The sequence below is a fragment of the Herbaspirillum sp. WKF16 genome, from assembly GCF_028993615.1.
In the GTDB taxonomy this organism is placed as follows: domain Bacteria; phylum Pseudomonadota; class Gammaproteobacteria; order Burkholderiales; family Burkholderiaceae_D; genus Herbaspirillum.
Genome location: NZ_CP118632.1, coordinates 1047527 through 1072936 on the forward strand (window position 1 = coordinate 1047527; position 25410 = coordinate 1072936).

The 25410-nt window shown below is 66.6% G+C and carries 22 protein-coding genes; 16 read left to right on the top strand and 6 right to left on the bottom strand.

Features of this window, described 5'->3' with window-relative positions; translation table 11 throughout:
• Positions 1-4: 4 nt before the first annotated feature.
• On the bottom strand, positions 5-913 hold the full coding sequence (locus Herbaro_RS04650) for a LysR family transcriptional regulator (RefSeq protein WP_275012673.1): 909 nt from the start codon (positions 911-913) through the stop codon (positions 5-7).
• A 214-nt stretch (positions 914-1127) separates the two neighbouring features.
• Here Herbaro_RS04650 and Herbaro_RS04655 point away from each other — a divergent pair, with 214 nt between their 5' ends.
• From Herbaro_RS04655 to maiA, 4 genes are read left to right on the top strand one after another with little or no spacing between them, the layout of a single operon-like run.
• Positions 1128-2456, top strand: a complete 1329-nt coding sequence (locus tag Herbaro_RS04655) for an MFS transporter (protein ID WP_275012674.1) — start codon at positions 1128-1130, stop codon at positions 2454-2456.
• Between the two features lie 25 nt (positions 2457-2481).
• Positions 2482-3819, top strand: a complete 1338-nt coding sequence (gene hmgA / locus Herbaro_RS04660) for a homogentisate 1,2-dioxygenase (protein WP_275012675.1) — start codon at positions 2482-2484, stop codon at positions 3817-3819.
• On the top strand, positions 3816-5165 hold the full coding sequence (gene fahA, locus Herbaro_RS04665) for a fumarylacetoacetase (RefSeq protein WP_275012676.1): 1350 nt from the start codon (positions 3816-3818) through the stop codon (positions 5163-5165). The genes hmgA and fahA overlap by 4 nt, the downstream gene beginning before the upstream one ends.
• Before the next feature lie 40 nt (positions 5166-5205).
• The gene (gene maiA, locus Herbaro_RS04670; RefSeq protein ID WP_275012677.1) at positions 5206-5853 is read left to right on the top strand and encodes a maleylacetoacetate isomerase; all 648 of its coding nucleotides are present in this window, start codon (positions 5206-5208) and stop codon (positions 5851-5853) included.
• 12 nt (positions 5854-5865) lie between these two features.
• Here maiA and Herbaro_RS04675 read toward each other — a convergent pair whose 3' ends face one another.
• Positions 5866-6309 carry a MaoC family dehydratase gene (locus tag Herbaro_RS04675; RefSeq protein WP_275013959.1) on the bottom strand — a complete coding sequence of 148 codons (444 nt, stop codon included), beginning with the start codon at positions 6307-6309 and terminating at the stop codon, positions 5866-5868.
• A gap of 174 nt (positions 6310-6483) precedes the next feature.
• On the opposite strand from Herbaro_RS04675, the gene Herbaro_RS04680 reads away from it, so the two are divergent.
• The 3 genes from Herbaro_RS04680 to Herbaro_RS04690 all read left to right on the top strand — a co-directional run bounded on the left by Herbaro_RS04680 (position 6484) and on the right by Herbaro_RS04690 (position 10698).
• Positions 6484-7134 (top strand): winged helix-turn-helix transcriptional regulator, encoded by a 651-nt coding sequence (locus Herbaro_RS04680; protein ID WP_275012678.1) that lies wholly within the window; start codon positions 6484-6486, stop codon positions 7132-7134.
• Between the two features lie 216 nt (positions 7135-7350).
• On the top strand, positions 7351-8541 hold the full coding sequence (locus tag Herbaro_RS04685) for a porin (protein WP_275012679.1): 1191 nt from the start codon (positions 7351-7353) through the stop codon (positions 8539-8541).
• Positions 8542-9135: 594 nt separating this feature from the next.
• Positions 9136-10698, top strand: coding sequence for a tetratricopeptide repeat protein (locus Herbaro_RS04690; RefSeq protein WP_275012680.1), 1563 nt, complete (start codon positions 9136-9138; stop codon positions 10696-10698).
• Between the two features lie 106 nt (positions 10699-10804).
• Here Herbaro_RS04690 and yghU read toward each other — a convergent pair whose 3' ends face one another.
• A complete protein-coding gene (gene yghU, locus Herbaro_RS04695) occupies positions 10805-11671 on the bottom strand; it encodes a glutathione-dependent disulfide-bond oxidoreductase (RefSeq protein WP_446719306.1) in 867 nt (288 codons plus the stop codon).
• 383 nt (positions 11672-12054) lie between these two features.
• Between yghU and Herbaro_RS04700 the strand changes: the two genes are divergently transcribed.
• Positions 12055-12492: a MarR family winged helix-turn-helix transcriptional regulator gene (locus Herbaro_RS04700; protein WP_275012681.1), complete on the top strand. Its 438-nt coding sequence runs from the start codon at positions 12055-12057 to the stop codon at positions 12490-12492.
• Positions 12493-12583: 91 nt separating this feature from the next.
• The gene (locus tag Herbaro_RS04705; RefSeq protein WP_275012682.1) at positions 12584-13876 is read left to right on the top strand and encodes an MFS transporter; all 1293 of its coding nucleotides are present in this window, start codon (positions 12584-12586) and stop codon (positions 13874-13876) included.
• A 66-nt stretch (positions 13877-13942) separates the two neighbouring features.
• On the opposite strand, the gene dkgB is transcribed toward Herbaro_RS04705, so the two are convergent.
• A complete protein-coding gene (gene dkgB, locus Herbaro_RS04710) occupies positions 13943-14752 on the bottom strand; it encodes a 2,5-didehydrogluconate reductase DkgB (protein ID WP_275012683.1) in 810 nt (269 codons plus the stop codon).
• 181 nt (positions 14753-14933) lie between these two features.
• Here dkgB and Herbaro_RS04715 point away from each other — a divergent pair, with 181 nt between their 5' ends.
• The 5 genes from Herbaro_RS04715 to Herbaro_RS04735 all read left to right on the top strand — a co-directional run bounded on the left by Herbaro_RS04715 (position 14934) and on the right by Herbaro_RS04735 (position 21469).
• On the top strand, positions 14934-16028 hold the full coding sequence (locus tag Herbaro_RS04715) for a LacI family DNA-binding transcriptional regulator (protein WP_275012684.1): 1095 nt from the start codon (positions 14934-14936) through the stop codon (positions 16026-16028).
• Positions 16029-16167: 139 nt separating this feature from the next.
• On the top strand, positions 16168-17286 hold the full coding sequence (locus Herbaro_RS04720; RefSeq protein ID WP_275012685.1) for a sterol desaturase family protein: 1119 nt from the start codon (positions 16168-16170) through the stop codon (positions 17284-17286).
• Positions 17287-17462: 176 nt separating this feature from the next.
• Positions 17463-18827: a glucarate dehydratase gene (gene gudD / locus Herbaro_RS04725; protein ID WP_275012686.1), complete on the top strand. Its 1365-nt coding sequence runs from the start codon at positions 17463-17465 to the stop codon at positions 18825-18827.
• Positions 18828-18987: 160 nt separating this feature from the next.
• The gene (locus tag Herbaro_RS04730) at positions 18988-20325 is read left to right on the top strand and encodes an MFS transporter (protein WP_275013961.1); all 1338 of its coding nucleotides are present in this window, start codon (positions 18988-18990) and stop codon (positions 20323-20325) included.
• Positions 20326-20545: 220 nt separating this feature from the next.
• Positions 20546-21469 (top strand): DedA family protein/thiosulfate sulfurtransferase GlpE, encoded by a 924-nt coding sequence (locus Herbaro_RS04735; protein ID WP_275012687.1) that lies wholly within the window; start codon positions 20546-20548, stop codon positions 21467-21469.
• Here Herbaro_RS04735 and Herbaro_RS04740 read toward each other — a convergent pair.
• Positions 21451-21837, bottom strand: a complete 387-nt coding sequence (locus tag Herbaro_RS04740; RefSeq protein ID WP_275012688.1) for an OsmC family protein — start codon at positions 21835-21837, stop codon at positions 21451-21453. The genes Herbaro_RS04735 and Herbaro_RS04740 overlap by 19 nt on opposite strands.
• A gap of 264 nt (positions 21838-22101) precedes the next feature.
• Here Herbaro_RS04740 and Herbaro_RS04745 point away from each other — a divergent pair, with 264 nt between their 5' ends.
• Positions 22102-22932 carry a class II aldolase/adducin family protein gene (locus tag Herbaro_RS04745; protein ID WP_275012689.1) on the top strand — a complete coding sequence of 277 codons (831 nt, stop codon included), beginning with the start codon at positions 22102-22104 and terminating at the stop codon, positions 22930-22932.
• Positions 22933-23089: 157 nt separating this feature from the next.
• Positions 23090-24391 (top strand): MFS transporter, encoded by a 1302-nt coding sequence (locus tag Herbaro_RS04750; protein ID WP_275012690.1) that lies wholly within the window; start codon positions 23090-23092, stop codon positions 24389-24391.
• A gap of 74 nt (positions 24392-24465) precedes the next feature.
• On the opposite strand, the gene Herbaro_RS04755 is transcribed toward Herbaro_RS04750, so the two are convergent.
• On the bottom strand, positions 24466-25377 hold the full coding sequence (locus Herbaro_RS04755; RefSeq protein WP_275012691.1) for a LysR family transcriptional regulator: 912 nt from the start codon (positions 25375-25377) through the stop codon (positions 24466-24468).
• Between the last annotated feature and the right edge of the window lie 33 nt (positions 25378-25410).

Sequence of the window (25410 nt, forward strand, 5' to 3'; positions counted from 1 at the left end):
CGGTTCACTCGGCGAAATGTTCCGAAATGAATCCCCGCAGCCATTGGTTGCCTTCGTCCTGATTGTAACGGCGATGCCAGAAAATATTGGTCTGCAGCGAAGGCAGGCGCAGCGGCGGCTTGACATAGCGCAGGCCGAACGGCGCCGCGGCGCTTTCGGCCAGCTTGCGCGGCACCGTCACCACCAGCCCGGTGCTGCTGACGATATACGGCACCGCGGTGAAATGCGGCACGCGAAAGCGCACGCGGGGCAGCACGCCGGCTTTCTCCAGGTTCTGGTTGATGCGATCGTAAGGGCTTTCCAGCGAGGACACCAGCAGATGTTCGGCCGCCAGGAATTCCTTGAGCGTGATGTCTCCCTTGCGGTCCAGCGCATGGCCCGCGCGGAACATGCTGACGTAGTTCTGGCGGAACAGGCGGCGCTGGTAGAGCGCGCCCGAGACGTTGTCGAAGGCGCCGATGGCCAGGTCCACCCGGCCCGATTCCATCTCGCTCTTCAAATCGATGGCGCCGGCGCGCACGGTGCTGATGCGCACGCCCGGCGCCAGGCGACCGCAGGTTTCGATCAGCGCCGGCATGAAATAGACCTCGCCGACGTCGGTCATGGCGATGGTGAAATGGCGCTGGCTGGCGTGCGGAGAGAAGCCGTCCTGCAGGTTCAGCGCGCGCGACACCTGCTGCAGCGCGGCGGCCACCGGTTCGGCCAGCTGCTCGGCGAAGGGCGTGGGTTGCATGCCCTGGGCGGTGCGCACGAACAGTTCGTCGCCGAAGCTGCGCCGCAGCCGCGCCAGCGCGTTGCTCACCGCCGGCTGCGAGAGGCCGAGCCGGCGCGCCACGGACGAGATCTGGCGTTCCTGGAAGACTTCCTGGAACACCACCAGCAGGTTGAGGTCGAGGTCGCGCGGTTCGATCATGGTCGCAATGTCATTCCTGCAATATTCATGAAATCAATGGGCTTCATTCCGGCATTTATATCGTAAAAGAAAGTCGATTGCACTAGAGTGTCAACGCAATAAGAACAATCAACGACCGACCGCCGGCAATTCCTGCGATTGTTACCGCGGCGCCAGCCAATCGGCGCGGGGCGAAGGCGGCGGATCCAACGACAAGCAAGAGGAGCGAGACAACATGAGCATCCACGCGAGCGCCGCCGCGTCCACGATCAACGTCGACCAGGTGGTGCAACAGGGCAAGTTCGGCAGGTTCCAGCTCGGCTTGCTGCTGCTGTGCGGCCTGTGCCTGATCATCGACGGCTTCGACGTCCAGGCCATGGGCTATGTGGCGCCGGCCATCATCGGCGACTGGGGCATCGACAAGGCCAGCCTGGGGCCGGTGTTCGGCGCCGGCCTGTTCGGCATGCTGCTGGGCTCGCTGGCGCTCACGCCGGTTGGGGACCGCTATGGCCGCCGTCCGGTGCTGATCGCCTCCACCCTGTTCTTCGCCGTGTGCATGCTGGTCACGCCGCTGGTGAGTTCGCTCGACCAGTTGCTGGCGCTGCGTTTCGTCACCGGCTTCGGCCTGGGCAGCATCATGCCCAACGCGATGGCGCTGGTGGGCGAGTTCAGTCCCTCCTCGTCGCGCGTGACGCGGATGATGCTGGTGTCCTGCGGCTTTACCGTAGGCGCCGCCGCCGGCGGATTCGTCAGCGCCGCGCTGATCCCGGCCTACGGATGGCATGCGGTATTCTGGGTCGGCGGCGCGGTGCCGCTGCTGCTGGGCGTGGCGATGCTGATCTGGCTGCCGGAGTCGATCCAGTTCCTGGTGCTGCGCCGCCGTCCGCCCGAGCAGGCGGTGCGCTGGCTGAAGAAGCTCGACCCGGCGCTGGCCGTCGACGCCGCCACCCGCATCGAGGTCAACGAAGCCAAGGCCGACGGCATGCCGGTGGCCGAGCTGTTCCGCCAGGGACGCGGCGGCATTACGCTGTTGCTGTGGCTGATCAGTTTCATGAACCTGATCAACCTCTATTTCCTCTCCAACTGGTTGCCAACGCTGATCCGCGACGCCGGCTATTCGACCAGCATGGCGGTGCTGATCGGCACCTCGCTGCAGGTCGGCGGCGTGGTCGGCACCTTGACGCTGGGCCGCTTCATCAACCGCTACGGCTTCACCAGGGTGCTGGGCAGCTGTTTCGTGATCGCCTGCGTGGCCATCGCGCTGATCGGCAAGGTTGCGGCGGTGCCGGCCTTCCTGTTCATCGCAGTGGTGGCGGCGGGCTTTTGCATCGTCGGCGGCCAGCCGGCGGTGAACGCGCTGGCCGGCACCTACTACCCGACCTCGCTGCGCTCGACCGGCATCGGCTGGGCGCTGGGTATCGGGCGCATCGGTTCGGTGCTCGGGCCGGTGATCGGCGGCCAGCTGATCGCCATGCAGTGGAGCAATGCCTCGTTGTTCGTGGCGGCCGCCGTGCCGGCACTGATTTCGGCGCTGACCATCGCGCGCCTGCATCGCGCGCAGTGAGTCCATCTCATCAAGGAGCAAACGCATGAACGCCATTGCAGGATCCCGCCTCAAGCAGGAGGCCTCGGCCAGGGGCTACCAGTCAGGCTTCGGCAACGAGTTCGCCACCGAGGCGCTGCCCGGCGCCTTGCCGGCGCACCGCAACTCGCCGCAGCAGGCGCCCTACGGGCTGTACGCCGAGCAGGTGTCGGGCACCGCCTTCACCGCGCCGCGCGGGCACAACCGCCGCTCCTGGCTGTACCGCATCCGGCCGGCGGCGGTGCACCATCCGTTCGAGCGCATCGACGCCGGCAAGCTGCTGAGCCACTTCGATGCGGCGCCGACGCCGCCCAACCAGTTGCGCTGGGATCCGCAGCCCATGCCCGAGGCGCCCACCGATTTCATCGACGGCCTGGTCACCATGGCCGGCAATGGCTCGCCGGAAACGCAGACCGGCTGCGCCATCCATCTCTACGCGGCCAACCGCCCGATGACGGAGCGCTTCTTCTACTCGGCCGACGGCGAGCTGCTGATCGTGCCGCAGGCGGGGCGGCTGCAGCTGCTCACCGAGATGGGCGCGCTCGACATCGAGCCGCTGGAGATCGCCGTGATCCCGCGCGGCGTGCGTTTCCAGGTGCGCCTGCCGGATGGCGAAGCGCGCGGTTACGTGTGCGAGAACTTCGGCGCGCTGCTGCGCCTGCCGGACCTGGGGCCCCTGGGCTCGAACGGCCTGGCCAATCCGCGCGACTTCCTCACCCCCCACGCCTGGTACGAGGACCGCGAGGGCGACTTCCGACTGGTCGCCAAGTTCGGCGGCCATCTGTGGCAAGCCAGGATCGGCCATTCGCCGCTGGACGTGGTGGCCTGGCACGGCAACTACGCGCCCTACAAATATGACCTGCGCCACTTCAACACCATCGGCTCGATCAGCTACGACCATCCCGATCCGTCGATCTTCCTGGTATTGCAGTCGCAGAGCGATACGCCGGGCGTGGACACCGTGGATTTCGTGATCTTCCCGCCGCGCTGGCTGGCCGCCGAGGATACCTTCCGTCCGCCCTGGTTCCACCGCAACGTGGCCAGCGAATACATGGGCCTGATCACCGGCGCCTACGACGCCAAGGAGGGCGGCGGCTTCGTGCCGGGCGGCGGCAGCCTGCACAATTGCATGAGCGGCCACGGGCCGGACGCGGCGACCTTCGAGAAGGCCAGCCGCATCGACACCAGCAAGCCGAACAAGGTCGACCACACCATGGCCTTCATGATCGAGACCCGCAACATCATTCGTCCCACGCGCCACGCGCTGGAGTCGCCGACGCTGCAGCGCGACTACCAGGCGTGCTGGCTGGGCATCCAAAAGAACTTCAATCCGGAGCGAGCATGAGCCTGCCAAGCGTCAAACTGAACGAAACCCACGATCCCGAGCTGCGCAGCTGGGTGGCCAGCGCCAACGCCGAGGGGTGCCCGTTCCCGGTCCAGAACCTGCCCTACGGCATCTTCCGCCGGGCCGGCAGTGATGAGGCCTGGCGCGCCGGCGTGGCCATCGGCGACCGCATCCTCGACCTGCAGGCCGCGCAAGCCGCCGGCGCCTTCTCGGGCTTCGACGAGACGGCGCGCCAGGCCGTGCACGCCGCCGCGCAGGGCGCCACGCTCAACGCGCTGATGGCGCTGGACGCGCCGGCCTGGTCGGCGCTGCGCCTGGCGCTGTCGCGCGTGCTGCGCACCGGTTCGGCGCACCAGGCGGAGCTGGCGGCTTGCCTGGTGCCGCAGGCCGGCGTCGAACACGCCTTGCCGGCGGCCATCGGCGACTACACCGATTTCTATACATCGATCCATCACGCTACCGCCGTGGGCAAGCTGTTTCGTCCCGACAATCCGCTGCTGCCCAACTACAAATGGGTGCCGATCGGTTATCACGGCAGGGCCTCGTCGATCGCCGTCTCCGGCCAGCAATTCCGCCGCCCGCTCGGCCAGACCCGCGCGCCGGACGCGCAGGCGCCGTCGCTCGGCCCTTGCCGGCGGCTGGACTACGAACTGGAAGTGGGCATCTTCATCGGCGGCGGCAACGCATTGGGCGAGTCGGTGGCGATGGCGCAGGCCGAGGACAAGGTGTTCGGCCTGTGCCTGTTGAACGACTGGTCCGCGCGCGACGTGCAGTCATGGGAATACCAGCCGCTGGGGCCGTTCCTCTCGAAGAGCTTCGCCTCCACCATCTCGCCATGGATCGTCACGCTGGAAGCGCTGGCGCCGTACCGCTGCGCCTGGACGCGCGCAGGGGGCGACCCGCAGCCGCTGCCCTATCTCGATTCAGCCACGCTGCGCGAGACCGGCGCCTTCGACCTGCAGCTGGAAGTGCTGATCCAGACCAGCGCCATGCGCGAGGCGGGGCAGGCGCCGCAGCGCCTGTCGATGTCCAACTTCCGCGATTCCTACTGGAGCGTGTCGCAGCTGGTGGCGCACCACACCGTCAACGGCTGCAACCTGCGCCCCGGCGACTTCCTCGGCTCGGGCACGCAGTCCGGCCCCCGGCCCGACGAGGCCGGCTCGCTGCTGGAGCTGAGCGGCGGCGGCAAGCAGGCCGTGGTCTTGCCCAATGGGGAAAAACGCCTCTTCATCGAAGATGGCGATACCATCGTCATGCGCGCGGCGGCGCGGCGCGACGGCCTGCCGCTGATCGGCTTCGGCGAAGCGGCCGGAACCGTGCTGCCGGCGCGCAGCCTGCCGCTATGAACCGGGCAGGGCCGACCCACATTTCCGAGGAAGGAAGAGAATGACAACCCTATACGGCTATTTCCGCAGTTCGGCCTCCTATCGCGTGCGCATCGCGCTGAACCTGAAAGGGCAGGCCTACGACACCGTCCCGGTGCACCTGTTGAACCAGGGCGGCGAGCAGTTCCAGCCGGCCTTCACCGAGCTCAACCCGCACTCGCTGGTGCCGGTGCTGGCGCACGAAGGCGTCCACCTGCGGCAGTCGCTGGCGGTGCTGGAATACCTGGAGGAACGCTTTCCGATGCCTTCGCTGCTGCCCGGCGACGCCATGCAGCGCGCGCGCATCCGCGAGCTGTCGCTGGCCGTCGCCTGCGAGATCCATCCCCTGAACAACCTGCGCGTGCTGCGCTACCTCAAGCACCAGCTGGGCGTGGGCGAGGAGGCCAAGAACGCCTGGATCCACCACTGGATCAAGCTCGGCTTCAGCGCGCTCGAAAAGCAGCTGGCGGCGGACGCCGCGCGCGGCCATTTCTGCGTGGGCGACATACCGACCATGGCCGACTGCTGCCTGGTCCCGCAGATCTACAACGCGCGCCGCTTCGAGCTCGACATGGCGCCCTATCCCACGCTGCGCGCCATCGAGGATGCCTGTAACGCCTTGCCGGCCTTCCAGGCGGCGCATCCGGCGCAACAGCCCGACGCCGCCTGAGTCCCTGGCGGCTCAGGCCGCCGGGCGGCGCGGCACCAGCAGGTTGCCGGTCATGATCAGCACCGGCTCGTCGTGCTGGTTATAGGTGGTGACGCGGTGATTGAGGAACCCCTGCTGCGGCTTGGATTGCGAGAACTTCAGGCCCAGCACCTCGACCTCCAGCCGCAGCAGGTCGCCCGGCCGCGTCGGGCGCGGCCAGCGGAACTCATCGAAGCCGGCGCCGATCACGCCGCCGTGGATTGTCAGCGTGTCCACCAGCATGCGCATGGTCAGGCCGGCGGTGTGCCAGCCGCTGGCGGCCAGCCCGCGGAAGAACGACTGCTGCGCGGCGACCTCGTCCAGGTGGAAGGGCTGCGGGTCGAACTGCCCGGCGAATTGCTTGATGGCATCGGCCGTCACCTCCACTCCGCCGGGATGGCGGAAAACTTGACCGACCTCAAAATCTTCCAGGAACATCGGCTCTTTCACGGCGTCTCCAGTTGTGATTGGTATATACTGCACATATCATTGCAAAATGATAGTAACTTGGCGATGGTAACCGAAAGCCGGCCATCGGCCAACGCCGAGTATGGCAGCAAACAGGCCCGGCGGCGGGATATGAGGATGGGCCCGGATGGGCGAGGAGCGAATATGGAACGCAAGAGTTTTGGCAATATGCAGTGCCCGGTGGCGCGTACCCTGGAGCGCGTGGGCGAATGGTGGAGCATCCTGATCCTGCGCGACGCGCTGCAGGGGCTGACCCGCTTCGACCAGTTCCAGAAGAGCCTCGACATCGCCCCCAACATGCTCACGCGCCGCCTCACCACGCTGGTCGACGCCGGCATGCTGGAGCGCCGCCAGTACAGCGATCGCCCGCCGCGCTTCGAGTACGTGCTGACCGACCTTGGGCGCGATTTCCGCACTATCATCGTGGCGCTCAATTCCTGGGGCAACAAGCATTTCGCGCCGGAAGGGCCGAGTGTGATGCTGGTCGACCGCGACAGCGGCAAGCAGATCGACCTGGGCCTGGTAGATCGCAACACCGGCAAGGAAATCAATGGCCGCGAGCACATCATCGTCGCCGGCCCGCAAGCCGATGAGCTCACCCGCGAGCGCCTGGATTCGCTGGCGCGCCTGCGCGAAGCCGCCAACGAGGCGCGCCTGCTGGAACAGGCCGATGAGCTTGAGGCCAAGCCCAGGAAGACCAGGAAAGTGAGCGAAATCAAGGCCGGGAAAGCCGGGCAGGACAAGCCGGCCAAGGTCAAGGCCAAGCCGGCGGCGAAGGCCGCCCGGCGCGCCTGATCCGCGCGCACGCGCCGATCGCAGGGAACACGCAGCCTTCGGGCTGCGTTTTTTTTTGCGATAAAAAAATACAACATATGCCTTTTCGACAGCATGGCGCCATCTAAAAAATGACTTCTATAAACCAAGGTGCAGTCACGGCGGAGCAGAACCCTTAATGTCTGTCCATCCGACGGAAGTACGGATCCTCAAGACTTTTTTATAGAAGGATGTCAAATGAAGAAATCACTGCTGGCACTCGCCGTCCTGGGCGCATTCGCAGGCGCAGCTCACGCACAGAGCGCTGTGACCATCTACGGTATCGTCGACACCGGTGTCGTCTACCAAAGCAAGGCCGCTGTCGCAGGCGGCGGAACGGGTAGCAAGTTCAGCCTGAACTCGGGCGTCATCCAGGGTTCGCGCCTGGGCTTCAAGGGTACTGAAGATCTGGGTGGCGGCCTCTCCGCGCTGTTCAACCTGGAGGTCGGCTTCTCCAACGACACCGGCGGACTGCAAGGCTCCGACGCCGCCACCGGCTCCAACCTGTTCCGCCGCAAGTCGGTGGTGGGTCTGGCCGGCGGCTTCGGCACCGTGCTGCTGGGTCGTCAAACCGACTTCGCCGACACCATCTCCTCCTACACCTCGGTGCAGGACTTCGGTGGCTGGACCGGCAACGTCGGCCACAACCTGGATCGCCTGGAAGGCACCCGCACCAACAACTCGGTGTCCTACACCACCAACAACATTGCCGGCTTCACCGGCAACCTGATCTACGGCTTCGGTGAAACCGCGGGCAAGACCTCCGCCGGTCAATCCTTCGGCGCCGGCCTGAAGTACGACAACGGCCCCCTGGGCCTGGGCGCGAACTACTACCAGTCCAAGGCCAACGGCACTGCGGCCGCGTCCGACGTCAGCCTGATCCCGGCCACCAGCGCCACCGCGTCGGTCAACACCCAGGCCGCCAACATCGGCAACACCGCCTACAAGGGCTGGAACCTGGTGGCGTCGTACCAGTTCGGTCCGGCACGCGTGTACGGCAACTGGTCGCGCGTCAAGCAAGACCTGAACAGCCAGGCCAACCTGACCGCCGCCGGCGTCGGTTCGCTGGGCGCGGTGAACAACCGCCTGCTGGGCTTCGCCAACAAGGCCGACATCTTCGAACTGGGCACCGCCTATTCGTTGAGCCCGTCGCTCAAGCTGTTGGCCGCGGTGGACCACACCCGCGCCACGTTTGACGGCGTCTCGGGCAAGGGCAAGCTGACCCAGTACAACCTCGGCACCGACTACTGGCTGTCCAAGCGCACCGACCTGTATGCCTTCCTGGCGTACACCAAGGCGACTGACATGGTCAACACCGGTGTGGCCGACAGCGTCGGCACCGACGGCAACCAGGCCGCCGTGGCCGTGGGTATTCGCCACAAGTTCTGATGCACCGGTCGCGCCTGGCGCGACCGCCGTCAGCAGCTGAAGAAGCTAGAAAGAGAAGGGCGCCGCATATTGCATGCGGCGCCTTTTTTCATTGCACCGCGGGTCCGCCGTTGGCGTCGGGAACGGCCAGGAAAATCGCATTGCGAGCAAAAAAAAGTTCGCATTGCGAGCAAATCCGAAGCTGACATTCCGTCAGCCGACCGCGCCTCGCGCCGGCCTTGAAAACGCTTTTCGCGGAAGCGCGAAAAATGAACGCGAGCCTTTGCCAGAGCGGTTCTTAACAAAGGTAAGCCGTTCGTAATAGTCCATGTCGCAAGGGAATTTTCCGGGCGGCGCGGTGCCACAATGCTCATGCATCGAGTCTGTCGCCGATTGCGGTTCCGGGGAGGAATGGCGCGGCCGAGCTGAAAGAGTCGCGCGAGCCGACTCCCCATTTGTCGATACCACGGAAGTCCGAACTCCGACGCAGGGATCTGCGCCGGCGGGGATTCCTATTGTCCTTTGGTATTGCCGCGCGCATGCCGCGGCCCTGAGGCTTCTTCCGTCGTGTCGGCAGTCCCTACATCGCATTCAGGAACCCGACAGGCAAACAATATGGCGACACGAGAACAACTGGCCGTGATCAAGGCGGCCCGCGCAGGCGAGTCACGCGCGCAACTGGCATTGGGCAGCCGTTATCTGTACGGCGGCAGCGGCCTGCCGCGCAGCAACGGCACTGCCTTCTACTGGCTCAAGCGCGCCGCCGAACAAGGCGTGGACGACGCCTGGATGATGATCGGCCGCAACATCCCCTACGAGCAGGTCAAGGAACTGTCCTCGCCCAGCGAAGCGGCGGTGTGGTACGAGAAGGCCTTCGACGCCGGCGTCGCCCATGCCGGCCTGACCTTCGCCCGGCTGGTGCTGGAGAACACCGGGCAGTTCGATCGCACCAGCCATGCGCGCGCGATCGGTGCCCTGTCCTTCCTGGCCAGCCACGACGACCACCAGGCGCAATGGCTGCTGGCGCAGCAGATGCAGATCCTTGCCCGCGACGAGCATGGCGAGGTGCGCGCCGAATTCGGCTCCCTGCTGCCGGACGGCACGCGGCTGGAGGAGCACCTGATCGCCGAGGCCGCCCACGCCGGCATCGAGCAGGCGCAGTACGCGCTGCTGGACAAGGCCTGGGACAGCGCCGACCACGCCGCCTTCGAGCGCGATGCGGCGCCGCTGGTGGAGCGCCTGCTGGCGCGCAACGCCGCCGCCGTGGCGCAGATGGAAAGGGATGCCGACGTCACTGCCGGCATCGTGGTGTCGGCAGAGGAGGCCGTCCTGCTGCTGCGCCTGGCGCAACAGCGCCTGCGTGCTTCGCAAGCCGATCCGCGCGCGGCCGGCCACATGCTGGAACTGGCCGCGCTGGCCGGCAACCCTGAGGCGCGCTTCGAGCTGGGCCTGCTGTGCGCGAAGATGGATCGCCAGGGCGAGCGCGTCTTCATGGAGCATGGCCTGGCCAACTTCAAGAAGGCGCTGCATTGGCTGGAGCTGGCCGGCGAAGGCGGCCTGGCCGCTGCGTGGCACGCGATGGCCCGGATCTACTCGCGCTCGATCTACTCGCAACGCAACCTGCACGTCGCCATGCAGTACCTGGAGCGCGCCGCCGACATGGGGCTGGTGGAAGCGCAGACGGAATTCGCCCAGATCTCGTGGCGCAACCGCCGCGACGACCGCATCAACGACGTGCGCGCGCTGTACTGGTGGCAGAAGGCCGCGGCGCAAGGCGACCGGCAGGCGCAGGACGCGCTGCAACCGTTCTCGGCCGGCGCCGGGCAGCATGCCTGGGCCGCCGCGGCGATGGCCGGCATCGACGCCAAGATGCGCAACGTCAATCCCTTCCTCTGCGCGCGCGTCGAACTGGCGGCGACTTTCGGCCTCTCCAAGCCGGAGGCGCTGCTGATCGACGTCAAGCAGGCCGACTACGGGCATTGCCTGGTGGTCGACATCTGCGACCACTACGCCCGCAGCAAACGACGCCTGGTGGCCATCGAGACCGAAGCGCAACGCGCCACGCTCAGCCGCATCTGCCGGCTGTTCAGCGACGTCGACTGCAGCCTCAGCGGCCTCGAAGGAAATTACCGGCAGCGCCAATACCGGTTGAAGACGTCGTTTCCCGAGCTCGCTTAGCGCGGCTGGTACGGCGCGCTACGCCGCCGGCGAGGCGCGGCGATGAAGCTCGCCTGCGCCCGCCTGGACCTTGCTCCGCGCGGGCCTGGATGCGTATGCGGCCATATCAGGACAAGGCGTCGAAATCGGCCGCATCGTGGCGTTCGCGCAGGAACTCTCCCGGCGCGCCGGACGTGCGGTTGACGATCCGTCCGCGCGCCACGGCCGGGCGCGCGGCGATCGCGGTGTACCAGCGCAGCAGGTGCGTGTACTGCTCGACGGCCAGGAAGCGATGCGCGTCGTACACCCCATAGAGGCTGCCCGGGTACCACGGCCATACCGCCATGTCGGCGATCGTGTACTGGTCGCCGGCGAGAAACTCGTGCGAGGCCAGGTGGGTGTCCAGCACGTGCAGCTGTCGCTTGGTTTCCATCGCGTAGCGGTCGATCGCGTACTCGATCTTGATCGGCGCATAGGCGTAGAAGTGGCCGAGGCCGCCGCCCACGAACGGCGCCGAGCCCATTTGCCACATCAGCCAGTTGAAGGTCTCGGCGCGCGCCCGGGGAGCGGTGGGCAGGAATGCGCCGAAGCGCTCGGCCAGGTAGACCAGGATGGAGCCGCTCTCGAACACCCGGGTGACGGGATCGGTGGCATGGTCGACCAGAGCGGGGATCTTGGAATTCGGGTTGACGCCGACGAAGCCGCTTCCAAACTGGTCGCCCTTGAAGATGTCGATCAGCCAGGCGTCGTACTCGGCGCCGGCATGTCCCGCCGCGAGCAGTTCCTCCAGCAGGATGGTGACCTTCTGGCCGTTGGGGGTGCCTTGCGAGTAGAGCTGCAGCGGGTGTCTCCCCACCGGCAGTTCGCGCGCGAAGCGGGCGCCCGAGTCGGGACGGTTGATGCTGCCGAAGGCGCCGGCATAAGACGCCTTCGGGCGCCACACCCTGGCCGGCAGGTAGCCGGGCGGTTGGTTGTCAAGGCTGTTGTCGCTCACTGCTCGCTCCTCATGATCCCGGGAACCGGGGCTGTATGGTGAAAAATCCGTTCAGGCGGCGCTGGCGGCGATGGCCAGCAGCGCGGTGGCCGCAATGGTCAGGACGGCGGCGGCGACGGTGCTGCCTGGAATGGCGAAGGTGGGCATGATGTTTCCTTTGAGGTAAGTGGCCGGGGTCAGGGTGAGCGGATTGTAGGAGCGGCCTGCCGGACTTGGGAACGATGCGCGGCGCAAGACACTGTTTCGCCGCGCGCATGGCCGCGCCATCGGCAGGCTTGACATCGGCAGGTGCGCCGAATAATATGCGTGCACATCGATGCATATGCAAGTATGCTGATGCAAACGTAAACAAGACATTTCTCCACTTATCCCGGAACATGCCCATGAGCAACGACATCTGCTCCTGTTCGCCGCTGCGTCGCCTCACGCGCAGGATGACGGTCATCTATGACCAGCACCTGCTGGCCGACGAGCTGACCATCACCCAGTATTCGCTGATCAGCCGCATCGGCCGCAACGGCCCGGTGGCCAACATCGAGCTGGCCGTCGACATGGGCATGGACCGCAGCACGCTTTCGCGCGCGCTGAAGCCGCTGATCGCCGCCGGCTGGATCGAGACCGTCGACCTGCCCGAGGATTCGCTGCAGGACAAGCGTTCCTTCGCCCTGCAGCTGACTGCGGCCGGGCGCAAGAAGCTGGATCGGGCGCGCCCCAACTGGCGCCGCGCGCAGGACGAGATCGACCGCCAGCTTGGCGCCGGCCTCTCGCGCGAGCTGACCGCCATGATCAACGACGCCTACGCGCGCCTGCAGGACGCATAGGCGCCGCGGCGCCCGCGCATCTACGCCGGCGCCACGCGCAATACACAACAACAAAGACGGACTCCCGCCCAATCTCTCCATCAGGAAAGCAATGAACAAGCTCACCCAATCGCTCGCCAACACTGTCGCGCCGCGCTTCCACTATGCGTGGGTCGTGGTCGGCGTGATCTTCCTCGTGCTGCTGTGCTCGGCCGGCATCCGCGCCACGCCTTCGGTCATGATCCTGCCGCTGGAGCAGGAGTTCGGCTGGAACCGCTCGACCATCTCGGTGGTCATCTCGGTCAATATTGCGCTGTACGGCCTGATCGGCCCGTTCTCGGCGGCTGCCATGCAGCGCTTCGGCATCCGTCGCGTGGTGCTGGCGGCGCTGGCCTTGCTGGCCAGCGGCACGGCGCTGTCCACGCTGATGCACATGCCCTGGCACATGCTGCTGTCGTGGGGTTTGCTGGTGGGCGCCGGCACCGGCGTGGCGGCCAATACCCTGGGCGCCACCATCGTCAGCCGCTGGTTCGAGACGCGCCGCGGCCTGGCCATGGGCCTGCTGACCGCCAGCGCGGCCACCGGCCAGATGGTGTTCCTGCCGCTGATGGCGGCCATGGTGGGCGCCTACGGCTGGCGTTCGGTGGCCTTCCTGGTGTCCGCGGTGGCGCTGCTGGCCATTCCGCTGGTGTGGCTGCTGCTGCCGGAGAGCCCGGCGTCGATCGGCAAGAAGATGGTCGGCCAGACGGCCGACATCAAGGATGAGGGACTGAGCAAGCGCAACCCGCTGGCCATCGCCTTCGATGCGCTGCGTACGTCGGTGCGCATGCCGGATTTCTGGTTGCTGTTCGCCAGCTTCTTCGTGTGCGGCCTGTCGACCAATGGCTACATCGGCACCCAGTTCATCGCGATGTGCAACGACTACGGCATCAACGAAGTCGGCGGCGCCTCCATCCTGGCCGCGATGGGCATGCTGGACCTGGTCGGCACCACGCTCTCGGGCTGGCTGTCGGACCGCTACAACCCGCGCGTGCTGCTGTTCTGGTACTACGGCCTGCGCGGCATCGCGCTGATCTTCCTGCCCTACGCCTTCGGCCTGCAGTACTACGGCCTGGCCATCTTCGCGGTCTTCTACGGCCTGGATTGGATCGCCACCGTGCCGCCCACCGTGCGCCTGGCCAACGACGTGTTCGGCCGCCTGGCCGCGCCCATCGTGTTCGGCTGGATCGTCGCCGGCCACCAGCTGGGCGCCGCCACCGCCACCACCGTGGCCGGCTACATGCGCGCCACGCTGGGCAACTACACGCTGTCGTCGATCATGATGGGCGTGGCCTGCCTGGTCGGCGCGGTGCTGGTGTTGCGCATCAAGGGCAACCGGGGAACGCCGGTGCCTGCGGCGGCGTAAGCGGCCGGATGAAAAAAAAGCCCGGCGCATGCCGGGCTTTTTCTTGGCGACTTCAGGTCTGCGCGATCAATCCCACTTCGGCGAGAAGTCCGGATCGGCCAGGCGCTCGCCGCGATCGAGTCGGGCGATGGCGCTCATCTCTTCATCCGACAGCGTGATCTTCACCGCTTCCAGGTTGGCGGCCAGGTTCTCGCGCCTGGTCGACGACGGGATCACCGTGAAGCCTTGCTGCAGCGACCAGGCCAGCGCCACCTGCGCGGCCGATACGCCGTGCTTGGCGGCGATCTCCAGCAGCGTCGCATCCTGCATCACCTTGCCGTAGGCCAGCGGCATGTAGGCGGTCAGGTGGATGCCGTTGGCGCGGGCGAACTCGACCACCTTGCGGTTCTGCAGGAAGGGATGGATCTCGACCTGGTTGGTCGCGATCTCGGCCGCGCCCACCGCGGCGATGGCTTGCTGCATGTGCGCGACGGTGAAATTGGAAATGCCGATCAGGCGCGCCAGGCCCTGCTTCTTGGCTTCGGCCAGCGCCTGCATGTAGTCGGCCACCGGCAACTCGTCGTTGGGCGAGGGCCAGTGGATCAACGCCAGGTCGACCTGTTCCATGCGCAGCTTCTTCAGGCTGTCCTTGAGGCTGGGGATGAACTTGTCGCGCGCCAGGTTCTCGGTCCACACCTTGGTGGTGACGAACAGCTGCCCGCGCGCCACGCCGCCGGCGGCGATGGCCTGGCCGACGTCGGCTTCGTTGTCGTAGATCTGGGCCGTGTCGATGTGGCGGTAGCCCAGCTCCAGGCCGGCGCTGACGGAGTCGATGACCTGTTGGCCCTTCAGGCGGAAGGTGCCCAGGCCGAAGGCGGGGAGGGTGGTGGTGTTCATGGATATCCTTTTGGTCGGTGGCGGAAACAGGCTTGCAGTATTGCGCAATCCGGTCTTTGCAAAAACCGTGTGAAGGGCAAAACATTCTTGATCCCGATTCAAGAATAGGGCGCGCGCAGCCGGGCTGCGCGGATACGGATTGTCTTTTTGGTAACGCTACCAGCGATGCTAGAATGCGCCCATGGCATCGATCCAACCCCCTTCCAGCCCCGACCAGCGCGAGCTCCGAGACGAGGACGCCGGCGGGCCGCGCCGCCGCGGCAGCCGCAAGAGCGCCGGCGGCATCACGCTGCGCGACGTCGCGCAACTGGCCGGCGTGGCGCCGATCACCGCCTCGCGTGCGTTGAATACGCCCTCGGCGGTCTCGCCCAAGGTGTTGCAAAAGGTGAGGGAGGCGGTCGAGCGCACCGGCTACGTGCCCAACCTGCTGGCCGGCGGCCTGGCTTCCAACAAGAGCCGGCTGGTGGCGGTGGTGGTGCCCACCGTGATCGGGCCGGTGTTCCAGGAGACCGTCCACACCCTGACCGAGACGCTGGCCGCGGCCGGCTACCAGGTCATGCTGGGCCAGAGCGGCTATGAGAATTCGCGAGAGGATGCGCTGCTGGAAGCCATCATCGGGCGCCGTCCCGACGGCGTGGTGCTGACCGGCATCATGCGCTCGGCGGAGGCGCGCCGCCGCCTGCTGGCCAGCGGCATCCCGGTGGTGGAAACCTGGGACCTGACGCCCACGCCGATCGACATGCTGGTCGGCTTCTCGCATGAAGACATCGGCCGCGAGGTCGCGCGCTACCTGCACGGCGCCGGCCGCCGCGCGGCGGCGGTGGTGGGCGGGCGCGACGAGCGCAGCCGGCGCCGCATGGACGCCTTCGCGCAGGAGGCGGCGGCGCTGGGCATGACGGCGGCCGGTGCGCCGGCGCCGATGCACCACGTCACCGCGCCCACCACGCTGGGCCAGGGCCGGCGCGGGTTGGCCGACCTGCTGGCGCGCCAGCCCGGTATCGACGCCATCTTCTGCAGCTCCGACCTGCTGGCGCTGGGTGTGATGATCGAGGCGCAGAGCCGCGGCATCCGCATTCCCGAGCAACTGGCGGTGGTCGGCTTCGGCGACCTGGAGTTCTCGCGCGACCTGCAACCGCAGCTGACCACGGTGCGCATCGACGGCACCGGCATCGGCCAGCGCGCCGCGCGCTTCATCATCGACCGCGCCGCCGGTATCGAGGTGGCCGAGCGCATCGTCGACATCGGTTTCTCCATCATCCGGCGCGAGAGCGCCTGACGCGGCTCCGCCGCTGTTGTCATCCGTGATCGGCGTCAGGGCGCTGTCAGGCAGGGTTTGCTGCGTCGCGGCATAATGTCGAATTATTTCGAATAATGCCCAATCCGGCTTATTGCCGCGCCGCACCTGCCTGCCTGTCATGGAAAAAATCATCGTCTGCGTCATCCCCGTCTTCCTGCTGCTGATCGCGGCGGAATTCGCCTATGGATACGTGCGCCGGCGCAATACCTATCGCCTGGCCGACGCCATCGGCAGCCTGTCGCAGGGCGTGATCAGCCAGCTGGTGGCGCTGGTGACGCAGCTGTTCCAGGTGGGCCTGTATTCGCTGGCCTACCGCGCCTTCGCGATCTTCCCGGCGGCGCGCTTCTGGCAGGGCGCCCTGGGCTGGGTGGCGGCCATCGTGCTGTTCGATTTCTTCGATTACTGGCTGCATCGCTTCGGCCATGAGAACGCGTTGGGCTGGGCCGCGCATTCGGTGCACCACCAGAGCCAGGACTTCAACTTCACCACCGCGCTGCGCCAGGAAAGCACGGTGGTCTTCCTTGGCTGGATCTTCTACCTGCCGATGGCGATCCTGGGCGTGGAGCCGGAGCAGTTCGGCATCGCCGGGCTGGTGGTGCTGGTCTACCAGTTCTGGATCCACACCGAGCACATCGGCAAGCTGGGCTGGTTCGACCGCGTGTTCTCCTCGCCCTCCAACCACCGCGTGCACCACGCCGTCAACGAGCAATATCTCGACAAGAACTACGGCGGCATGCTGGTGATCTGGGATCGCATGTTCGGCACCTTCGCCGAGGAAAAGGAAGCCGTGGTCTACGGCACCCGCACGCCGTTGAACAGCTGGGATCCGGTGTGGGCCGTGTTCTCCGGCTACTGGCAACTGGCGTACAGCGCCGCGCAGATGCCGCGCTGGCAGGACCGTGTGAAGATCTGGTTCAAGCCGCCGGGCTGGCGTCCGGCCGGCATGGCGCCCTATCCGCCGTTCGACCTGGAGGCGGCGCGCAGCCGCTACGACGTGCAACGCCCGCGCATCGCCGACGCGCTGGCCGGGCTGCAGTTCCTGGTGCTGCTGGTGGCCGCCTGCGCCTTGCTGTGGATCGCCGAGGAGCATTCCTACCTGCGCCTGCTGCTGGCCAGCGCCGCATTGCTGGCCGGTTTCTGGGCGCTGGGCGCGTTCATGCAGCGCCGCCTGGGCGGCGTCGCGGTGCTGGCCATCGACCTGGCGGCCGCTGCAGTGGCGGCTTACGCGCTGGCCTGAGCCGGCGCGTCTTTCTCTCCCCAAGTTCTCCTCCTTGCCCCCGATGCCGGAAATCAACAGTTGACAGTCAATTTTGGTACCGCTACCATCATGAAAAGTTAAATTGGTACCGCTACCAAATTTCATCAAGATATCGAGACACATGCCGCCCCGCGGCCAGAAAGAGGAGTCAAGCAATGAGCAGCCCCGATACCACCGGTTCCGCCCGGATCGCCAAGGGCGCCCCGCGGATCACCGAGATGCGCGTGATCCCGGTCGCCGGCCATGACAGCATGCTGCTCAACCTGTCCGGCGCGCACGGCCCGTACTTCACCCGCAACATCGTCATCCTCTCCGACAGCGCCGGCAACACCGGCGTGGGCGAGGTGCCGGGCGGGGAGGGTATCCGCCGCACGCTGGAAGACGCGCGCAGCCTGGTAATCGGCCAGCAGGTCGGCAACTGGCAGGCGATCCTGAACCGCGCGCGCAGCGCCTTCGCCGATCGCGATACGGGCGGGCGCGGCCTGCAGACCTTCGACCTGCGCATCGCCGTGCACGCCGTGACCGCGTTGGAAGCCGCGCTGCTGGATTTGCTGGGCAAGTTCCTCGAGGTGCCGGTGGCCGCGCTGCTGGGCGAGGGCCAGCAGCGCGACGAGGTGGAGATGCTGGGTTACCTGTTCTATGTGGGCGAGCGCGGCAAGACCGACCTGCCGTACGCATCGGCCGAAGGCGAGGCCGACGACTGGCTGCGCCTGCGCCACGAGGCGGCGCTCACGCCGGAGGCGATCGTCCGGCTGGCCGAGGCGGCCTATCGGCGCTACGGCTTCAACGACTTCAAGCTCAAGGGCGGCGTCATGCGCGGCGAGGACGAGATCGCCGCCGTCACCGCGCTGGCCGAGCGTTTCCCGCAGGCGCGCATCACGCTCGACCCCAATGGCGGCTGGCTGCTCAAGGATGCGATCCGCCTGTGCCGCGACCAGCGCCACGTGCTGGCCTACGCCGAAGATCCGTGCGGCGCCGAGGACGGCTATTCCGGCCGCGAGGTGATGGCCGAATTCCGCCGCGCCACCGGCCTGCAGACCGCCACCAACATGGTCGCCACCGACTGGCGCCAGATGGGCCACGCGATCTCGCTGCAGTCGGTCGACATCCCGCTGGCCGACCCGCATTTCTGGACCATGCAGGGTTCGGTGCGGGTGGCGCAGATGTGCCACGAATGGGGCCTCACCTGGGGCTCGCACTCCAACAATCACTTCGACATCTCGCTGGCCATGTTCACCCACGTGGCCGCCGCCGCGCCCGGCAAGATCACCGCCATCGACACCCATTGGATCTGGCAGGACGGCCAGCGCCTGACCACCGAGCCGCTGCAGATCGTGGGCGGCAAGGTGAAAGTGCCGTCCCGGCCCGGCCTGGGCATCGAGATCGACATGGCGCAGGTCGAGGCGGCGCACCAGACCTACCGCAACATGGGCCTGGGCGCGCGCGACGACGCCGTGGCCATGCAATACCTGATCCCCGGCTGGACGTTCGACAACAAGAAGCCTTGCCTGGTGCGCTGAGCGCCGGGACGCGGGAGCACCCACATCAACGACAAGAGCGCGTCCACGCGCCGAGGCAGCGGTCATTCCATCAACGCGCAGCACCGAGTCCTGAAGAGGAGACAAACTCGTGAATCCATCCGCAACGCCGGCCCCGCGCAATTCCAGCGGCACGGCAGACATGACGCTTACCACTGCGGTGAGCAAGATCAAGTGGCGCATCCTGCCGCTGTTCGTGGTGATGTTCATCGTCAACTACATCGACCGCGTCAACATCGGCTTCGTGCGCACCCACCTGGCGGCCGACCTGGGCATCGGCGCGGCCGCCTTCGGCCTGGGCGCGGGCCTGTTCTTCGTCGGCTACGCCGTGTTCGAGGTGCCGTCCAACATGCTGCTGCAGCGCTTCGGCGCCAAGGCCTGGCTGACCCGCATCATGTTCACCTGGGGGCTGGTGGCGGCCTGCATGGCCTTCGTGCAGAACGAGGCCAGCTTCTACTTCATGCGCTTCCTGCTGGGCGTGGCCGAGGCCGGCTTCTTCCCCGGCGTGGTGTACTACTTCACGCAATGGCTGCCCAACCACGAGCGCGGCCGCGCGATGGCGGTGTTCCTGTCCGGCTCGGCGATCGCCTCCATCCTTTCCGGCCCGATCACCGGCGCCTTGCTGATGGTGGAGGGCGCCGGCCTGCACGGCTGGCAATGGATGTTCCTGATCGAGGGCGGCTTCTCGATGGCGCTGTGCTTCGTGGTCTGGTTCCTGCTGGACTCGACCCCGCGCGACGCGAAGTGGCTGTCCGGCGAGGAGCGCGACGCCGTGGCCGCGGTGATCGCCGCCGAGCAGGAGCAGCGCGCGGCCGGCCGTCCGGCGCAGGTCTCGGCCTTCAGGCTGCTGCGCGATCCGCAGATCCTGCTGTTCTGCTTCATCTACTTCGCCATCCAGCTGACCATCTACGGCGCCACCTTCTGGCTGCCGACCATCATCAAGAAGATGGGGCATTTCAACGATTTCCAGGTCGGCCTGTTCAACTCCATTCCATGGATCGTTTCCATCGTCGCGATGTACGTCTTCGCGGTGCTGGCCGGACGCTGGAAGAAGCCGCAGTTCTGGGTGGCGCTGACATTGGTGATCTCGGCCGCGGGCATGGCCATCTCGGCGCAGAGCGGGCCGGTGTCGGGCTTCGTGGCGGTGTGTTTCGCCGGCATCGGATTCAAGGCGGCGTCCTCGCTGTTCTGGCCGATTCCCCAGGGATACCTGGATGCGCGCATCGCCGCCGCCGTGCTGGCGCTGATCAACTCGCTGGGCAACCTGGGCGGCTTCTTCGCGCCGGCCGCCTTCGGCTACCTGGAGCAGAAGACCGGCTCCATCCAGGGCGGCTTGTACGCGCTCTCGGCAGCCTCGATCCTGGCGGCCGCGCTGGTGTTCCTGGCGCGCACCCGGCCGGCGCCGGAGGGCGGCGGTTCCATCGGCGGGCGCCCGGCCGATGCCGGCGACGCCAAGGCGCGGCTGAACCACGCGGGCTGATCCTCGGCAAGTTTTTCTCCGCGGCCTACTCCGCATTCGCGCCCCGCGCGTCCCGTCCCCGGACGGGCGCCGGGGCGCATTTTATTTTTGGCGCCCCATCCTCATATCAGACAAGCGGCGGCCTGAAGCCAAATCTATAATGGCGTCCTGTGGGCCGCCATGTCGGCCGGCCCCGGCAAAGGCCGGATTGTCACGCGGCAAGAATGATGGCGGATTTGCAATGGAAACTCTGTACCACCTGATCGAGCAATACGGCTTGCTCCTCGTGTTCGTCAACGTGCTGGTCGAGCAGCTGGGCGCGCCCGTGCCGGCCTATCCGACCCTGATCATCACCGGCGCGCTGGCGCAGTCCGGCCAGTTCTCGCCGGCGGTGCTGCTGTTGCTGGCGGTGGTCGCGGCGCTGATCGCCGACTACAGCTGGTACCTGGCCGGCCGCCGCTACGGGCGCCACATCATGGCGCGGCTGTGCCGCATCTCGTTGTCGCCCGACTCCTGCGTGCGCCAGACCGAGTCGATCTACCTGCGCTGGGGCGCGCGTTCCCTGCTGGTGGCCAAGTTCATCCCCGGCTTCGCCTCGATCGCCAGCGCGCTCTCGGGCACCATGGGCACGCGCCGGCTCAGCTTCCTGCTGTGGGATGCGGCCGGCAGCGCCTTGTGGGCAGGGCTGGGGATTTTCCTCGGTACGCTGTTCAGCTCGGCCGTGGACGACCTGCTCAACGTGCTGGCGCAGCTCGGCCATTACGGCATGCTGCTCATCGGCGCGGCGCTGATGGCCTTCATCGCCAACAAGTGGTGGCAGCGCCGCCGTTTCCGCAAGTCGCTGGAAATGGCGCGCATCTCGGTGCAGGAATTGAACAACATGCTGGAGCAGGGCATCGCGCCCACCATCATCGACGTGCGTTCGCCGCTGTCGCAACAGGGCGGCCGCATTCCCGGCGCGGTGGCGATCTCCAACCAGGAGATCCAGACCTTCGTCTTCGAAGGCCCGGTCGAAGGCGAGGTGGTGGTCTACTGCGCTTGTCCCAACGAGGCCTCGGCCGCCATGGTGGCGCGCCAGCTGATGCGGCGCGGTTACCAGAAGGTGCGCCCGCTCACCGGCGGCATCGACGCCTGGCGCGAAGCGGGTTACGCGATCGACGTCTGAATCGCCGTGCCCTGGCGGATGGTCTTGGTGACCGGGGTCTTCTCGCAGATCTCCGCCAGGCGCGCCAGCTGTTCCGGCGCCAGCGCGGCGCCAAAGGCGATCTTGCGCGTGATGGTTTCCAGGCCGCTGTCGTCGCGGCCGAAATGCGCATCCACCGAGATGCTTCCCAGTTCCCAGCCCTTGCGGTCGGCATACATGCGCAGCGTCAGCGAGGTGCATGAGGCCAGCGCCGCCAGCAGCAGTTCATAGGGCGCGGGGCCGGTGTCGCGGCCGCCGTTGTTCTCCGGTTCATCCGATTTCAGTTGATGTGTGCGCGCCTTGATTTCCTGGGCGTAGCCGGCGGCATTGTGCAGGGTGACGTGGGCCATGAGGGTTCTCCGGTTGGTTGGGATGGATGGTGAAGAGTCACACGGATTGTGTCATATCGCGGGGAGCAGCCGGCCAGACGCCGGCGCGCCCGGTGAAGGGCAAATGCGTAAATCATTATCGGAATGCCGCGCCGCAGCACGGTCGATCCGCCGCAAAGCCGCGCCGATTCACGCTTGCGGCTGCATAAGTCCTATGCAGCCGGAGCGCTTAATCCGGTGCAACGCGCTTCCTATAATGACTGCTCGATTACCCAGGAGACAGCCATGCTGATGGAAGCCAAGCAAGTCCCGACCAGGAACAAGTCGGTCTACCAACCCACCCAGGAAGGCCTGATCTTCCCGCAGGAGCCGGTATTTGCCAGCGTCGCGGAAGAACGCCGCCATCGCAAGGAGCGCCTGGCCGCGGCCTGCCGCCTGTTCGACAAGCACGGCTTCTCGTTCGGTTTCGGCGGCCACCTGACGGTGCGCGATCCGGAGCATCCCGACCTGTTCTGGACCAACCCCATGGCCGTTCCCTGGTCGATGGTCAAGACCTCGATGCTGGTGCTGGTCGACCACAAGGGCAAGGTGGTGGAGGGCGACTACGCCATCAACCAGGCCGGTTACGTGCTGCACTCGGCGATCCACGAGCACAATCCCGAGATCATCGCTTCCTGCCACGCGCACACCGTGCACGGCGGCGCCTGGGCCGCGTTCGGCCGCCCGCTCTCGCCGGTGACGCAGGACGCCTGCATGTTCTACGGCGACCATGCGGTGCTCGGCGACGGCGCCGGCAAGGTGCCGGTGGCGCAGGAGTCCGGCCATCCGGTGGCGCGCGCCTTCGAGACCAACAAGGCCATCATCCACCAGAACCACGGCCTGCTGGTGGCCAGCCGCCACAGCATCGACGACGCCTGCTGGCACTTCATCGCGCTGGACCATTGCTGCCGCATGCAGCTGATGATGGAAGCGGTCAAGGAGATCCGTCCCAAGGAAATCGATCCCAAGTTCGCCGCCTACTCGCGCGAGCACCTGGGCAACGAGTTCATCGGCTGGCTGCATTTCCAGACCTTGTTCGCCGAGGTCTCGCACCGGCAGCCGGACTTGTTCGACTGAACGCCGCCGGCTTCACCTACAATCGAAGCAGCGTATTGGCAGGGCGCTTCCGTTTCGGCGGAGCGCCCTCGCCGGGCAGGGGCGGCGGCCGGGACACCGCTGCCACCTGTTCCAAGAACAAGCAAAAAAAGCCAACCGCCATCCAGGAGACAAATACATGACCACCGCCTACAACAGCGGCTCGTTGGCGCACGCCGACGGCGCCGACGTCTACAAGAAAGCTTACTGGCGGCTGCTGCCGCTGATCCTCGCCTGCTACCTGGTGGCTTACCTCGACCGCGTCAACGTCGGCTTCGCCAAGCTGCAGATGCTGGACGCGCTGAAATTCGACGACGCCATCTACGGGCTGGGCTCGGGCATCTTCTTCATCGGCTACCTGATCTTCGAGGTGCCCAGCAACATGATCCTGCGCCGCGTCGGCGCCCGCGTGTGGATCGCCCGCATCATGATCACCTGGGGCGTCATCTCGGCGGCCATGCTGCTGGTGCAGACGCCCATGCAGTTCTACCTCGCGCGCTTCCTGCTGGGCGTGGCCGAGGCCGGTTTCGCGCCCGGCATCATGTACCTTATGACCCTGTGGTTCCCGGCGCGGCGGCGCGGCCGCGCGATGGCGATCTACGTGATGGGCGCGCCGATGGCCTTCATCGTCGGCGGGCCGCTGTCGGGCTACATCCTGGACGTATTCCGCGACGTGCATCCGCTGCAGGCCTGGCAATGGCTGTTCCTGGTGGAGGCGATCCCGGCGCTGGTGCTGGGCGCGGTCGTATTCTTCTTCCTGGCCGACGATTTCCGCAAGGTCTCCTGGCTGTCAGCGGCGGAGAAGGAGAAGATCGCGTCCGACCTGAGCGCCGAGAACGCCGGCAAGGTCGACCACGGCAGCGTGCGCGAATTCCTCGCCAACCGCCAGCTGTGGGTGTTCGTGCTGATCTATTTCTGCCTGATCATGGGGCTGTACGCGGTGGGCTTCTGGATGCCCTCGCTGATCAAGCGCGCCGGCGTGGCCGACCCGTTCCATATCGGCCTGTACTCGGCGGTGCCCAATATCGTGGCCGCCGCCGCGCTGTACCTCTCGGGCCGCGGCGCCGACATCAGCGGCAAGCGCCGCCTGTACTTCGCCTCCATGCTGACCATCGGCGCCGTCGGGCTGGCGCTGGCGATGATCATCGACGGCGGGCCGGTGGTCACGGTGGCTTGCCTTTCGCTGGCGGCGGCCGGGGTGTACTCCTGCATCAGCCTGTTCTGGGCGCTGCCGACCTCGATGTTCGTGGGCGCGTCGGTGGCCGCGGTGCTGGCGGTGGTGAATTCGTTCGGCAACATCGCCGGCTTCGTCTCGCCCTACCTGGTGGGCTGGCTCAACGTGAGCACCGGCCGCACCGACATCGGCATGTACATCATCGGCGCGGTCATGGTGTTCGGCGCGATCGTGACGATGATGCTGCCAAAACGGCTGGACAAGTAGGACCAATCAAGCCATGCAAGTCTTGGGCTGCCTGCGGGCGGCCCTTTTTTTCATGTGCGCTTGCCCGGCCGGGCTCAGCGGCCCCAGGGCGGTGTCGCGAACTTGTCGGCCAGGAAGTTGACGAAGGCGCGTACGCGCGGATGCACGTTGCGCTCCTTGGCGTAGACGGCGTGGATGGCGGTCTCGTCCTGGGCCTGGTAGTCCGACAGCAGCGGCACCAGCTTGCCGGCGCGGATCGCCGGCAGCGCGAAGTGCTCCGCCATGCGCGTGATGCCCACGCCGGCCAGCACCATCTCCACCGAGGACATGCCGCTGTTGAAGCGGAAGTTGCCGCGGATGTCCAGGCTCATGCGCCGGCCTTCGACGATGAAGGGCCAGTTGTTGAGGTGGTCCATCGGCGGTTCCCACTGCAGGCAGTTGTGGCGCAGCAGGTCCTCGGGGACGTGCGGCATGCCGTGCCTGGCGATGTAGGCCGGCGCGGCCACGATGATGCGCTGCAGGTGGCACAGCTTGCGCGAGAGCAGCATGGAATCCTGCAGGTGACCCATGCGGATGGCGACGTCGAAGCCGCTGCCGATCAGGTCGACCAAGGTATCGGACAGCGCCAGGCGCACGCGCACGTTGGGATACTGCTCCATGAACTCCGGCAGCAGCGGCACCACCTGGTCCATGCCGAAGGAAGTGGCGGCGGTGATGCGCAGGTCGCCCGAGGCGGAAGCGCCGGTGGAGGAAACCTGGCCTTCGGCCAGCTCGATCTCGCCGATGATCTTGCCGCAGGCGGCCAGGAAGATCTTGCCTTCCTCGGTCAGGCTGACGTGGCGCGTGGAGCGGCGCAGCAGCGCCACGCCCAGGCGTTTCTCCAGGCTGTTCATGGTGCGGCTGACGAAGGGCTGGCTGGCGTCCAGCGCATGGGCGGCGGCGGTGAAGCCGCCATGCTCTGCCACGGCCTTGAAGACTTGCATCTCGAGCAAGCGTTCGTCTTTCATGGGGTTTGTCTCTGTGTGATCGGGGGCGGCGCT